Source organism: Paraburkholderia dilworthii (assembly GCF_000472525.1).
In the GTDB taxonomy this organism is placed as follows: domain Bacteria; phylum Pseudomonadota; class Gammaproteobacteria; order Burkholderiales; family Burkholderiaceae; genus Paraburkholderia; species Paraburkholderia dilworthii.
Window position 1 is genome coordinate 116,832 of the sequence record NZ_AWZT01000014.1, and the last position, 15,469, is coordinate 132,300.

A 15,469-nucleotide genomic window follows, 5' to 3' on the forward strand; every position below is an offset into this window, starting at 1 on the left:
GTGGGAACGTCAGACACAGGCGCTAGCCGGACGCGCATGCAATGTGCGCCCGCCCACTGATGCGCCACGCGACCCACTCAGGACTCGCCGCGCGACAGAGCTGACGGCTCGCCGTCGCGTTGTGGCAGCGACTGCGCGAACCACTGCGCAAGCTGAGTCGCGAGGAGCGGATGGTGGACGATGCTCGAGTGAGTCGCGTCGATGTCAAACTCGTGCAGCCGGCTGCGTGTGCGCTCCGCCCACGCCATCCTGCGTCGCGGGTCGGCGATGCGCAGCGCGCGCCACACGTGCAGATCGCAGCCGACGCGCGGCAGCGCATGCCGGGACATCAACTGCGCGTGCATGGCGTCGGCGGCGAGCGCGTCGCCGAGCAGCGACGGCCCGGCCGCAGCGAGCAGAGCCAATTCGGGCGCCGCCACGCGACCCTCGTCGACGACGGCCTGCGCACCGTCCTCGCGATGCGTCGCCGTATCGACGATACCGACGAACGACACGCGCGCGCCGCGCCGCTCGAAATGGTCCGCGAGAGCGATCGCGAGCCGTCCGCCGAACGACCATCCGAGCAGCGCGTAGTCGCCGTGCGGCTGGAGCGCTTCGATGCACTGGGCGTAGTGCGCGGCGAGCGCCTCGAAGGTGTCGCCTTGCCACGGTATGCCGCGCACCGCCGGCGCCTGTATCGCGATCACGCTCACACGGCCGTTGAGCGCTTGCGCTAGCGTGCGGTATTCGCCGACCATGCCGTAGCCCGGATGCAGACAGAACAGCGTGGCCGGCGCACCGAGCGCGTTCAACAGCACGGCCGGCGACTGCGCGACGCGGGCGGGAGCATTCCCATTCTGCGGGCGGCGGCGCGCGAACCAACCAGCGAGCGCGTCGGCGGGCGGCACCGGCAGGCTGAATTCGTAGACGGCGCGCGCAGTCCAGCTTGCGGCGACTGGATCGTGCCGCGCGCGCGTCGCGAGCGACTCTGGAACCGCGCGGCGCGAATCGGTCGTCTCTGGCTGCGGCGTGGCGGTGCGCAAATGGTCGAGCAGTTGGCCAAGGGCGGACTCGAACGATGCGAGGAGTTTTTCGGCAAGCGCATCCGGTACGAATTGCGGGGCGTAGCCCCAGCTCAACGTCAGCGAGTCGCCTGCAATCCAGCCATTGATGTCCAGCGCCCGGTCGGGAAGCCGTGCGCGAGGCGCGATGGCGTCGCCTGACGATTCGGTCGCGAAGGCGAAACGGCCTGCGTCGTCGAACGTTTGATCGAAGCGGCCCAGGTAGTTGAAGCCGATCTCGGGGATTGGCAGCGCTCGCAGCGTCGAGCGGCTGACTGCGTCGGCGCAGCAGGCCAGCAGCCCCCAGCCGAGGCCGCGCAGCGGCACGCCGGCCAGACGCTCGTGCACGCCCCGTAGCGTGTCGGCGGAACGCGTGCCACGCGGCAACGCGAGTGGATACTGGGTCGTAAACCAGCCGACAGTGCGGCTCAGGTCGGCACCGTCGATCACGTCCTCGCGGCCGTGGCCTTCGAGTTCGACCAGCACTTCGTCGCGCAAAGTCATATCGCCGATGGTGCGCACGAGCGCGGCCAGCAGTACTTCGTCGACACGCATGCGGTAAGCGCGCGGCGCTTCGCGAAGCAACGCGGTGGTCAGTTCGGGTGATAGTTTTTTTTGCAGCGTCTTTTGCGGTTGGGGATGCGGACGGAGTGCGGGGAAGAGCGGGCCGGCGCGCAATGCGGGCGCGTCGAGCGCGGTTTGCCACCACGCGAGTTCGGCGACGCGTTCCGATGATTCGGCATACCGATGAAGCGCGCGCACCCAGGCGCGCCATGACATCGACGGCGCGGGCAGTGTGATGCGCTCACCGCGCTCGGCCTGATCGTAGGCCGTTTGCAGTTCTTCGAGCAGCACGCGCCAGGATACGCCGTCCACCGACAGGTGATGAATCGCGATCAGCACGCGCGTCTCCTGCGGCGTCTCGAAGTGGCCTACGCGCCAGAGCGGGCCGTGTTCGATGTCCAGGCTCGACTGGATGCGTTCGCAGGCGGCTCGCAGCCCGGACAGTGATGCGAGCTTTTCGTGCTGGACGATGGGTGGGTTGCGGCTGTGCGATGGTTGGGATGTCTGTGTGGTTTCTGGTGTCTGTGTCAGGTGTGATGGGGGTGACAGGTTTGAGGCTTCTGAGGCTTCTGAGGCTTCTGAGGCTTCTGAGGCTTCTGAGGCTTCTGAGGCTTCGGAAGGTTGCGACGCTTGCGCTGCGTGAGCCGCTGCTCCCGCTTGGGCCGCACCTGTGTCCATCCACCCGTCTCCCTCACGAACCGCAGACGCAGCGCGTCGTGCCGCGCCTCCAGCGCCGCCACCGCGCGCTCCAGCGCCGACGGCACGAGCCGCCCCTTCACCTTCAGCAGCACCGCCTGGTTCCAGTGCGATTCCCCGTGCGGATAGCGCTCGAAGAACAGCCGCTGGATCGGCGTCAAGGCCAGCGCCGCACCGTCGTCCGGCGCCTGCGCGAGGCCCGCATCGAGCCGCTGTGCGCGCTGCGCGAGACCCCCCACCGTCGGATGCTCGAACACCTGCCGCGGCGTGAGCCGCCAGCCCGCCTCGCGGGCTCGCGCGATGATCTGCAGGCTCTGGATCGAGTCGCCGCCCGCCTCGAAGAAGTTGTCCGTCACCCCCAGATCGTCGCGCCCGAGCACGGCCGCCCAGATCGACAGCAGCGCCGATTCCACTCCGTTCGACGGCGCCACGCGCTCGCGCACGCCCGCCTGCGGCGCCGGCAGCGATGCACGGTCGAGCTTGCCGTTGCGCATCCACGGCAGTCGCGCGAGCACCGTCACCGACGAGGGCACCATGTAGCCCGGCAGCTTCTGTTCGACTTCGCGTTGCAGACGCGCCGGGTCAAGAGGCCGCACGGCCGCTGCATCGGCTTCTGCCGCCACATACGCCGCGAGCCGCTGCTTCTGCCCGTCGCCCACCACGATCACCGCCGCCTCGCGCACGCCCTCGCACTGGCGCAGCACCGCCTCGATCTCGCCCAGCTCGATGCGCTGGCCGCGCAGCTTCACCTGCTGGTCCAGCCGTCCGAGGAACTCCACCGTGCCGTCCGCGCGCACCCGGCACAGGTCGCCGCTGCGGTACATGCGCGCGCCCGGCGCGCCGTAGGGGTCCGGCACGAACCGCTCCGCCGTCAGCCCCGCCCGTCCCGGATACCCGCGCGCCACCGTCGGCCCGCCGATGCACAACTCGCCGAGCCCGCCCACCGGCGCCTCGTCGCCGAACGCGTCGAGCACGCGTGCCGTGCGGCCCGGATACGGATGCCCGATCGGCACGCTCACCTGCCGTGCGTCGTCGGCTCCGGTGCGGCGGTACAGCGCCGCCACCGTCGTCTCGGTCGGCCCATACAGGTTATCGAGCCGGATATCCGCAAGCGGTCCCTCGCGCCAGCGCGCGAGCGCATCGCCCGGCAGCGCCTCGCCGCCGACCGTCACCTGACGCAGCGCGAGCTGCGCGCGCGGCGGCGCATGACGCTGCCACTGCTGCCACAGCGCGCTCGGAATCCGCGCGAACGTCACGCGCCGCTTCACCAGCCGCTCATTCAGGCTTTGCAGGTCCCACGGCTGAACCCCACGCATTTCGATCGTCGCGCCGCGCAGCAGCGCGGGCAGGGTCTCGTGCAGCGCGACGTCGAAGTTGATCGTCGATGAGTGCAGCACGGTGTCGTCGGCGCCGATGGCGTAGGTCGCGAGGAAGTCCTGCAGGTGCGTCCACAGTGCGCCGTGGCTGACGCCGACGCCCTTCGGGCGGCCGGTCGAGCCCGAGGTGTAGAGCACGTAGGCGAGCTGGTCTGGATGCAGGGGGGCCTCGGGGTAGTTGACCGTGCCCGCATCCGCCCGAGCCGCCAGCATCGCGTCCGTCTGCGCAACCCGCTCCGCATCCAACGCGACATCAACCACCTCACACCCCGTCAGCACCTCCGCCACCTGCTTCGCGCTCGCGCTATCGGCAACCACCTGCACGATGCCCGCGTCCTGAATCATCTGTGCGAGACGCGCGGCCGGATACTCCGGGTCCAGCGGCACGAACGCCCCGCCCGAGCGGATGACGCCCAGCAGTGCCGCAATCAGCGCCGGACCGCGCGTCACGCACAACCCCACGCGCCGCTCCGCGCCGACGCCGCGCACGACGAGCCGCGCAGCCAGCGCCGCCGACCATGCATCCAGTTGCGCATACGTGAGCGAGTCGTCTTCGCAGCGCAGCGCAGTTGCATGCGGCGTGCGCTTCGCCTGAGCCGCGAGCGCCACGCCGAGCGATTCGAACCGGTAACGATGCAACGGCGCGACTTCATGCAACGCAGGCAGCATCACGGATCCAACCCGCCGCTCCGCGCCATCCGCCATCTGTGCCAGCACCGCTTCGTACTGCGATGCAATTCGCTCGACGGTCTCGCGATCGATTCGCTCACCGTTCCACGCCCATTCGAGTGAAAGCGTGTGCGCGCGTGGGATGATGGCGAGCGCGAGCGGGTAATGCGTCGGATCGACGGAATCCACTGACTCCACCTTAAGACTCGCGTCGCCATTGCGCGCGGCATCGACGGGATAGTTTTCGAACACGACGATGCTGTCGAACAGCGCGTCCCCACTCCGTCCGGTCCACTGCTGCACACGCGCGAGCGGCGTGTGCTCGTAGTGACGCAACTCCGCGAGCTCGCCTTGCAGCCAGCGCAGCCATGCGCCGAGGTCCGCGCTCGCGTCCACGTCGACGCACACCGGCAGCGTATTGATGAAAAGTCCCAGCATCCTCTCGACGCCCGGCAGATGCGCCGGCCGTCCCGCGAACGCCGTACCGTAGGCAACGCCGCGCCGATGTCCGTAGCGCGCGAGCAGCATCGCCCACGCGCCCTGCATCAGCGTATTGAGCGTGATCTCGTGACGACGCGCCGTTGCCTGCAACCGCGCGACGAGCGCTTCGTCGAGAGCGTGGCGCCGCGCATGGGCGCCCGGCTCTGCCGCGCGCGGCTCGCCGAGACTTGCAGTGAGCGTCGCCGGATCGTCGGCGCGCGCGGCCCATGCACGCCACCATGTCTCGGTCGCCGGATCGTCGGCCGCCTCGCGAACCCACTCGACGTAACGGCGATACGGCGGCGCCGCTTCGAACGTCGCGGCCGCGCCGTTGGTCCGCATCCGATAGTCGCGCAGAATTTCGGCGAACAGCAGCGAAACGCTCCAGCCGTCGAGCAAAAGATGATGATGCGTCCACACGAGGTCGGCGGTATGCGCGTCGCGAATGAAGAGCGCGATGCGCATGAGCGGCGCGGCGTCCGGCGCGATGCCGTCGGCGAGATCGCGCGCACGCCAGTCGGCGAGGCGCGCGTCGTAGTCCGGTGCGGCCGACCAGTCGTGCGTCTCAAACGGCAACGCGATGCGGCGATGGACAATCTGCATCCCTGCGTCACCGTGTTGCCACGCGAAACGCGTACGCAAAATCCCGTGACGGTCGAGCGCGGCCTGCCACGCCGCGTGCATCGCGGCGACGTCGAGCGCGCCGGACAGCGTCGCGCGCATCTGGTTGAGATACGCGCGCTGCCCTGCCTCCGCCAGCGTGTGATAGAGCAAGCCACTTTGCAGCGGCGTGGCCGGGTAGACGTCCTCGATGTGCTCAGGCGTGAGGCCGAGCGCGCGCCATAGATCGGACGAGGTAGATACGCTTGTGGAAGCGTACGGTTGGATGGCAGCGGGCGATGTGGATGTCGAAGCCGATGCCGAAGTCGGGGTCAAAGCCGATGCCGGTGCCGAGGCTGGTGATCTCCATGTCAACGCGGCGGATGCGGACACCGGTCGGGCCGCGTATGCAAGCTGTTGCACGGTCGGCGCCTCGAACACCATGCGCGGCGTCATCTGCAAGCCAGCATCGCGTGCCTTCGCGACGATTTGCAGACTCAAAATCGAGTCGCCGCCGATCACGAAGAAATTGTCGGTCACGCCGATATCGTCGCGCCGCAAGACAGCGCGCCAGACGGCAAGCAATGCGGCCTCCGCGGGCGTCGACGCGACGACGGCCTGCGCAGCGTTCGCTACCGTCTCGGGCCCGGGCAGTGCCCGACGGTCGAGCTTGCCGTTCGGCGTCAGCGGAAAGCGTTCAAGCTCCACATACGACGACGGCACCATGTGCCCCGGCAGACGCGCGGCAAGCCATGTCTGCCAGCGCCCGACATCGCCCGTATTCGCCTCGTCGCGCAGCACCACGTACGCGATGAGACGCCGGTCACGGCTGTCGTTTGCCTTGTCGTTTGCCTTGTCGTTTGCCTTGTCGTTTGCCTTGTCGTTTGCGGTGTCGTTTGCGCTGTCGTTCGCGGTGTCGTTTGCCCTGTCGTTTGCCTGATCGTCCGCGTTGCCACTCCCACTTCTGCCCCTATCGCTCCCGCTACCCCACACCACCACCGCCGCATCGCGCACCTCCGGATGCGCCAGCAACGCCGCCTGAATCTCGCCCGGTTCAATCCGGAAACCGCGGACCTTCACCTGATCGTCGTTACGGCCCAGATATTCGAAGTCTCCATCCGTAAGCCGTCGCGCGAGGTCACCCGAGCGGTACAGACGCGCGCCCGGCACCCCATACGGGTCCGGCACGAAGCGTTGCGCGCTCAGACCGGCGCGTCCCAGATAGCCGCGCGCGAGCCCCGCGCCGCCCACATGCAGCTCGCCCACCGCGCCCACCGGCACACGGTTCAGGTCCGCGTCCAGCACGTGCAGCGTCAGGTCATCGAGCGGCGCGCCGATCACACTGCGCGTCTCGCGCAACGCCGCCTCGTCCAGCGCGCGGTGCGTCACGTGCACCGTCGTTTCGGTGATGCCGTACATGTTCACGAGCGCCGGCAGCACACCCTTGCGGCGCGCGCCCTCCGCCCACCGCGCGAGCGACGCCGGCTCCAGACGCTCGCCGCCGAAGATCACCGCGCGCAGCGATTCGAGCATGTTGCCGTCATCGGCCTGCGTCAGTTGCATGAACGCCGACGGCGTCTGGTTCAGCACCGTCACCCGTTCCCTGCGCAGCAGCGCATGAAATGCCGCCGGTTCGCGTGCGCTCCAGTGCGGCACGATCACGAGCCGCGCGCCATGCACCAGCGCGCCGAAAATCTCCCATACGGAGAAGTCGAACGCGTATGAATGGAACAGCGTCCAGACGTCCTGCGCGTCGAATCCAAAGTGGGACTGCGTGGCGTCGAAAAGACGCGCGACGTTCTCATGCGTGACGCCCACGCCCTTCGGCACACCCGTCGAGCCCGACGTGTAGATCACGTATGCAAGCTGATGCGGATGCGGATGCAAATCGGCACTGCCCGCATCGTCGACAGACACCCTATCCCGCAGCGCCACCGCATCCACCGTGGGCCGCGAGCCGAACAGCGCCGCATGCTGCGCGAGGCTCGGCGCATCGGTCACGATCAGCCGCAGCTGCGAATCATCGACGATATGCGCGAGGCGCCCAGCCGGATACGACGGATCGAGCGGCACATAAGCCGCGCCCGCGCGCAGCACACCGAGCAGCGACGCCACGAGCGCTGCGGAGCGCTGCATCGCGACGCCCACGCGCACTTCCGCCGTCGCCCCAAGCTGCCGCAATTCACGTACGATCGCGCACGACCACGCATCGAGTTGCGCATACGTCACCTGTTCATCGCCATCGACCAGCGCGACCGCTGCGGGACGCGCATGCGCCTGCGCGGCAATTCGCGCCGTCACCCGCTCGTAGGCGAACGCGGCCGGCAGACGCGGCGTCGCAAATGGCGTAGCGTCGTCGGTTGCCAGATCGCGCAGCCGCACGTGCGCGTCGTTGCCTTCGACGAGCGCAGTTGCGAGGCAGTCCAGCATCCGCTCGAAACAATCCGCGACGCAAGTGACGCCGTCTTCGGATACGCGCTTCGCATGCCGGTGCCACTCGAACCTTAGCGCGTCGCTGCTTCCCACATGACGCGGGGCGACGACCAGCATCAGCGGCAAATGGCTGCGGTTGTGTGCCTCGACGGCGCGTACGCGCGGAACGTCGCCGATCGCACCGAGTGCGTCGTCGAGCGGATAGTTTTCGAACACGACGAGGCTGTCGAACAACTCATCGACGCTCGCGTTCGCCCATTGCTGCAAGCTGGCTAGCGGCGTGTGCTCGACGTCGCGCAGCTCCGCGTTATGCCGCTGTAGCGCGGCGAGCCACAAGCGCACCGTCGCACCCGATTCGACATCGACCCACAACGGCAAGCTGTTGATGAAGAGGCCGACAATCGATTGCGCATCCGGCAGATCGACTGGACGGCCGGACACCGTCGTGCCGAACGTCACTTGCGTGCGGCCCGAGAAACGCGCGAGCACGAGCGCCCACGCTGCTTGTACGAGCGTGTTCAGCGTGACCTGCGCGCGGCGCGCGGCGCGCTGCAACCGCGCGTGACACTCACCGTCGAGCTCGCGGACCAGCGCTTGTGCCACTGCCCCATCGGCGCCATTTTCGGGCGACGGTCGCAACGCACTGCCGAGCGCGTCGGCGAGGCGCGCCGGTTCTGAGCGCGTCGCGAGCCGAGCGCGCCAGAACGCAGCGGTATCGGGTTGGCAGTGCAGCCAGCGAACATAATCGACGTAAGGTGTAGCCGGCGACATATCAGCGACGCCGCCCGCCGCGAGCGCCGCATACGCGCGCGCCACTTCGCTCACGACCTGCGCGGTGCTCCAGCCATCCGTCAACGCATGATGGTGAGTCCACAACAGATCGTGCGCGCCGTCGGGACGCTCGAAGATGTCGACGCGCATCAGCGGCGCAACGCCCGCCTCGAAGCCGCGCGCGACGATCGCCTCGCGCGCCGCCTTGTATGTCGCGTCGTATGTCGCGTCGTATTGCTCACCCGCCGGTGCCGCCGCGATAGGCGCAGCAGGCGCAGCCGGCACAACAGGTTCATTACGCGCATGCAGTTCGCACGGCATGCGCACGCGCCGCTCGACGATCTGCAACGGCTCCGCGCCGGCCGGCCACACGAACCGCGTGCGCAGAACCGGATGGCGCGCGATCACCGCGTCCCACGCGGCGCGCATCGTGTCGATGTGAAGCGCGTCGATCGTTAGACGCAATTGCGACACGTACATGCCCGGCTCGCCGTCGAGCATGCCGTGGAAAAGCAGACCCTGCTGCATCGGCGTGGCCGGATAGACCACCTCTACTGTGTCGCGGGAAACACCGGCTTGGGCGAACCAGAAATCGTCTTCGGCAGGTTGCGTCGTGTGCGGAGGTTTTGCGGCGGCGTGTGTCGTTCGTTGAGTCGCGCTTGCCCCTGGGCCTGTCGGCTCGCCTATCCCCGCGCTCCTCTTCCCGTCCGACCGGGCGCTCATCGCGACGCCCGTGTCCCCGCCAGCCCCCGCGCCCCCTCTCGCCGATGCCACCGCCATTGGAGCCGCGACGCGCGCCGCCGCTTCGATCGTCGGGTGGTCGAACATCTGTTTCGGCGTGAGCTTGAGTCCCGCGCCGCGCGCCTTCGCGATGATTTGCAGGCTGAGGATCGAGTCGCCGCCGATTTCGAAGTAGTTGTCCGTCACCCCGATGTCATCCCGCTTGAGCACCAGCTTCCAGATTCCGATGAGCGTATGTTCCGCCTCATTGCGCGGCTCGACACGCGCGGCGGCCGCCGTGTCCTCCTGCTGCGGCGCCGGCAATGCGGCACGGTCGATCTTGCCGTTCGCGGTGAATGGCAACGCGGCCAGCACCTGAAGCGACGACGGCACCATGTAGTCCGGCAATTCTGCAGCGAGACGCGCACGGATCGCACCGACGTCGAGCGGTTCGGCGGCACTCAGGTACGCGACGAGGCGCGGCGCGGCGCCGTCGCTATCCGCATACGCGATCACGATTGCGTCGCGCACGCCGTCCTCGGCGCGCAGGAGCGCGGCGATCTCTTCCGGCTCGACGCGAAAGCCGCGGATCTTCACCTGGTCGTCGAGTCGGCCGAGGAACGCGAATTCGCCGTCCGGCAGACGACGGCTTCTGTCGCCCGTCCGGTAAAGCCGCGCGCCGTCGCCGTCGGGATCAGGCACGAAGCGCTCAGCCGTCAGTGAAGGCCGGTTCAGATAGCCGTGGGCGACGCTCGGTCCGCCGATGCATAGCTCGCCGGCCGCACCTTTGGGCACCGTATTACCGTCGGCATCGACGATGCGCGCCTCGACGTGCGAGAGCGGCTTGCCGAGCGGCAGCGTCGCCGCGCGACTTTGCGCGCCGGCGCGTGCGAGCACGCCGACCGCCGTCTCGGTCGGCCCGTAGTGATTGATCAACTGGCATTCGGGCCGCAGCGTCGCGATGCGCTCTGCAAGACGCGTCGGCGCGGGCTCGCCTCCAAGCGCGACGCAACGGCGCGGCAGCACCCATTCGGCTGATTGCGCCTGCAACAGCGCGTCGAGGTGACTCGGCACGATTTTCAGCAAGTCGACCGAATGCGCATGCATGTAGGCGGCGAAGGCGTCCGGGTCGGCGGCAACATCGGCGTCGATCAGATGCAGGGTCCAGCCGTGCCACAGCGCGCCGAACAGTGACGTGTGGCCGAGGTCGGCAGCGGGCGTCGACAGATACGCGGCGCTCGAGACACCCTTGGGCAACCGCTCGGAGACGCCGCGCAAATAGGCGGCGAGCGACGCGTGGCTGAGCACGACGCCCTTTGGCCGTCCGGTGGAGCCCGAGGTATAGATCACGTAGGCGGGCCAGATGAGGAGGCTGTCCTCGGACTGCGGATCAGCCAATCTGTGATGAAGGGTTTTGCTGCTAAGGTTGACGGTTGCTTTTGTGGCGTTGGTGGCGTTGGTCGCGTTGGTCGCGTTGGTCGCGTTGGCGGCGTCGCGCAACTCGTGCGGATTGAGCGTTGTCACGCCGTCGGGCAGCCAACTGGGACCGGTTGTCTTGATTGCGGCGCTGACCGCGTTGACTACGTTGGTGTGGTCTTTCGCGTTGGCGGTGTGAGCGGCATTGTCCATCGCACCTTCAACGCTCGCACCCATCACAGCATCCCGCGCTTCACCTCGCACCGCTGCGCCCGTGACCACCACGCGCGCGCCGCAGTCCTCGTCCTGCCAGCGCAGCCGCGCTTGCGGCAGCATGGGATCGAGCGGCACATAACACGCCCGCACCCGCCAGACGGCGAGAATCGTCGCGACGAGCGCCGCGCAGCGCGGCAAAGCGAGCACGACTCGATCGCCTGGCCGCACGCCCTCGTCGATGAGCGCATCAGCGAGCCGGCCGGACCACGCCCACAAATCACGCCAGGCCAATGGCCCCGTGCTATCGACGAGTGCAACGGCGTCCGGCCGTTCGATGGCGAACCGCGCGACGCGGGCGGGCAAAAAATCGGTGTCGAAATGAATGGCTTGCATGGTGTCCGTGTGTGATCCAGGTGTCTCGCGCCCGCGCGGGCAAGCGCGAGGTCGATGCATCAATGTGATGTCAATATGCCGACGGCGGCACGCTCAGAGCGCGAAAGTCCCGGCGACGGGCGCAATGCCGTCGACCGCCTCATCGTCGTTGAGGTTGAATTCGCCGATCGCGCGCTGCGGGGCGTCGACGATCTGTTCGAGCAAACCGACGTAGTGCTGCGCGAACTGCGCGACGAACGCGTCGTCGTAAAGTTCGGCCGCGTACGCGAACACGCAGCGCAGACCTGCCGCGTCCTGGCGATATACGTCGAGCGCTAGTTCGAAACGTGCGTCGCTCGCGTCGGCGTCTACCAGCGCGCAACGCACGCCGTCGAGATCGAGCCCGGTGTCGAACTCCTCATGCAGGACGAGCTTGATCTGCGCAAGCGGATTGCCGCCTGCGCGCCGCGCGGACTGCAACGCGGCCACGACGCGCTCAAACGACACGTCCGCGTTGGCCTGTGCGTCGATGCTGTCGTCGCGTACCTCGCGCAGCAGCGTCGCAAATGGCTTCGCACCCTTCACCGACGCACGCATCGCGAGCGTGTTGACGAAGAAGCCGATCAGTTCCTCCGTTTCGAGCCGGTCACGGCCAGCGACGGGCACCGCAATCGCCACGTCCTGCGCGCCGGTATAACGCGACAGCAATGCCGCGAACGCGGCAAGCAGCACCATGAACAGCGTGGCGTTCTCCCCCCGCGCGAGCGTCTCGAGACGGCTCTCGAGCGCAGCCGGGATATTCGCGCCGATGCGCGCGGCGCGAGGCCCATAGGCGCCACCGCGTTCGTTCATGGTCGGCAGATCGAGCAGAGCGTCATAGCCCGCTAGACGACCGCGCCAGTAGTCGAGTTGCGCGTCGAGTTGCGTGCTGCCGTCGCCGCTGCCGTCGCGGGGAAAGCGCGCACGTTGCCATGCGGCGTAGTCGGCGTATTGGATCGCCGGGGCCGGCAACTCGGGCGTGACGCCGCGCCGTGCCGCGCGATAGCCAGCCGCAAAATCGCGCAGCAGCAGATTGATCGACCAGCCGTCGCAGACGATGTGATGCATGACGAAATGCAGCACATACTGTTCAGAACCGCGAATAAACAGCGTCGCGCGAAAGAGCGGGCCGAGCGTCAGATCGAAAGGCTCGCGAGCGCGTTGGCGCAACTGCGCGTCGAAGTCGTCGGCGGTGAGGCCGTGCGCGTCGACGGTTTCCCAGCGCCAGGCATCGGCAGTCTCAGCGACCGGTGCGATCAGTTGACGCGGCGCGTCGCCGGTATCGGCAAAGCGCGTGCGCAGCATCTCGTGGCGGCGTACCAGCGCATCGAGCGCGGCTTTGACGGCGTGGGCATCGAGCGGGCCGGTCAGCGAGAGTGCAGCCGAAATGTTGTAGGCCGGGCTGTCCGGATCGAGTTGCCACAGCATCCATAGGCGCTCCTGCGGTAGCGATAGCGGCGCCTCGCCGCGCTCGCTCCCGGCGCGACGCGTGAGGGTCGCAACGGGGGCCGCCGCGTTGGATGGCACCGCCGAGCGCGCATCGAGCGCCGCGGCAAAGCTCGCGAGCGTCGGGTGGCTGAATAGCAGACCGACCGGCACGTCGCGCCCCAGTTGCACGCGCAGCCGCGACGCGACCTTCGCCGCCAGCAGCGAACGGCCGCCGAGCGCGAAGAAATCGTCCGACGCGCACGGCGTCGGCACGTCGAGCACTTCGCTCCACACCTGTGCGGTGGTTTGTGCGGTGGGTTGCATAGTGGCCTTCACAATGATCTGTGCGACGTCCTGTCCGGTGTCCTGTCCGGTGACCTGTGCGGTGGTCTGCGCGATGTTCTGCCCGGTGGTGTGCACAATGCCCTGCGCCGTGGCGTTCACATTGGCCTGCGCGATGTCCTGTCCGGTGGCCTGCATAGTGGTCCGCACGATGGTCTGCCCGGTGGCCTGCGCGGTGTCCTGCGCCGTGGTGTTGACATTGACCTGCGCATTTGCCTGCCCGTTGGTTTGAGCAACGCCCTGCGCCGTCAGCTTTAGCGTGTCGTCGCCATAATCGGCTGACCTGACCGCGCCCATCGCGACCGCCCCCGTTACCTTGGCTCGCGGCCACTCGAACCTCGCGTCGCGCGCCGCAAACGGCGCGAGCGCGCCGCTTTGCCACGCGGCCACGCATGCGCTGCGCTGAAGTTTCCCGCTCGACGTACGCGGCAGATCGCCGGGTTCGAGCAACAGAATCAACGTGGCTTCGTACTGGAACGCGTCGCCGAGCGCGGCGGCGATCGCGGCGAAGATGGTCTCGGGCGCCGCCTGCCGTGCCCTGCCGCGTGGCACTTCGGCGGCAATTCCGATGGCCTCGGCGCCGTCGGCCGCTTCAACCGGGAACGCTGTGACGCGGCCCCGCCGCAGCCATTCGACGCGATCCGCCAGCACGGTCTCGAGATCCTGCGGATACACGTTCTCGCCGCGCAGCACGATCAGGTCCTTCCGGCGTCCGCAGAAGAAGAACTGGCCGCGCTCGACGAAACCCAGATCGCCTGTGCGCAGCCAATGCCCGGAAAAACCGGGTGCGTCGTCGAGAAATACGGCAGCGCTCGCCTCGCGATTGCGCCAGTAACCGTGCGTGATGCTCGGGCCGCTGCACCATACTTCGCCGACGTGTCCATCCGGCAAGCGCTCGCACGTCGTCGGGTCGACGATGGCGAGCGCATGGCCCAACGCGGTCACACCGCAGCCGACCACGGTCTTGTTGTCGCTGCCGCCGTCGCTTTCGTTGCCGTTACCGTCCGCGACTCGCAATGCGACCGGCGCGCGCCGCGCGAGCGCCGATGCCGAGAAGCGCGTCTCGGGCGCGCCCGTGCCCACCTCGACGCCCGTGAAAAACAGCGTCGCTTCGGCGAGCCCGTAGCACGCGTACATCGCGCGTGGATCGAGGCCGTGCGTGCGGAAGCGCGCGGCGAAACCATCGAGGGTGGCCTGGCGAATAGGCTCGGAGCCGCAGAACGCGACACGCAGCGACGACAGATCGAGTCCCGCGAGTTGCGCATCGCGCACGCGGTCGGTGCACAGGCGATAGGCGAAGTCCGGGCCGCCCGTTACGGTCGCGCGTTCGCGCGCGATGCCCGCGAGCCAGCGCGCCGGGCGTTCGAGAAAATGCAGCGGCGAAATCAGCGTGACCTGAAATCCGCACAAGAGCGGCATCAGCACGCTGCCGATCAGCCCCATGTCGTGATAGAGCGGCAGCCAGGAGAACATGCGATCACCGACGCGGCAACCCATGCCACGCGACATCGCGCTAACGTTCGCGCATACATTCGCATGACTAACCATTACACCTTTCGGCGATGAGGTCGATCCAGATGTGTACTGCAGAAACGAAATCGCATCGGGCTGCGCGCTGTCGATGCAAAAGCCGTCATCATCGACGCCGTCGTCCCTGTTGGCGGCGTCGGGCGACAGCAGTATCGCGCCGCGCAGGTCAAGCTCGGCGCCCGCGTCGACAAGCGACGCATGCGATGCGTGATCGAGCACCGCGATGCGTGCCATGCAATCGCCCGACATCCGCCGTAACCGTTCGAGATGTCCGCTTTGCAGCGCTTCGGGCGGATACGCGGGAACCGCTATCATCCCCGCGTACTGGCAGACGAAGAACGACACCACGTAATCCAGTCCGCTTTGCAGCATCAGCAGCACGCGATCGTTGGGTGCGCCGTGTCTGCGCAACGCAGTCGCGAGACGCCGGGCGCGCACGTCGAGCGACGCGTAGGTCAGCTCGCGCGTCCGCCTCGCCGTCTGCGAGGAATCGCACCGCCAATTGATTGGGCCGCTCGCCGACGTGCAGTTTCATCACCGAGACGAGGTCGTTTGCGGGCGCCACCGCCCAGTTCGCGGTATCGGGCGCCGCGTCGGCCATCGCTCTGTTAAGCGTTGCCGCGTGAGCCGTTGTGCTGGCCGTTGTGCTGGCCGCCGTATTAACTGCGGCATTGCCGATCGTATTGGCCGTCGTATTCGCCGAAGTAGTACCCGCCGCGCGACCCACCCTGCTGGCTACCGCATTTTCCTCACCAGCCACACCCGCCGCACGAATGC

At 67.9% G+C, this 15,469-nt stretch carries 3 protein-coding genes; all 3 read right to left on the minus strand.

From position 1 onward, the window contains the following. Positions 1-77: 77 nt before the first annotated feature. The 3 genes from F759_RS45150 to F759_RS44065 all read right to left on the minus strand — a co-directional run bounded on the left by F759_RS45150 (position 78) and on the right by F759_RS44065 (position 15,103). Positions 78-2,153 (minus strand): condensation domain-containing protein, encoded by a 2,076-nt coding sequence (locus F759_RS45150; protein ID WP_084534267.1) that lies wholly within the window; start codon positions 2,151-2,153, stop codon positions 78-80. Beyond that, positions 2,132-11,374: a non-ribosomal peptide synthetase gene (locus tag F759_RS37785; protein WP_051377280.1), complete on the minus strand. Its 9,243-nt coding sequence runs from the start codon at positions 11,372-11,374 to the stop codon at positions 2,132-2,134. Before F759_RS37785 ends, F759_RS45150 begins: the two co-directional genes overlap by 22 nt. A 93-nt stretch (positions 11,375-11,467) precedes the next feature. Next, positions 11,468-15,103 (minus strand): condensation domain-containing protein, encoded by a 3,636-nt coding sequence (locus F759_RS44065; protein WP_244438827.1) that lies wholly within the window; start codon positions 15,101-15,103, stop codon positions 11,468-11,470. Between the last annotated feature and the right edge of the window lie 366 nt (positions 15,104-15,469).

Bases quoted from the DNA above. Each gene is read 5' to 3' on its own strand.
- F759_RS37785 (WP_051377280.1), bottom strand. From the start codon at position 11,374: ATGCAAGCCATTCATTTCGACACCGATTTTTTGCCCGCCCGCGTCGCG.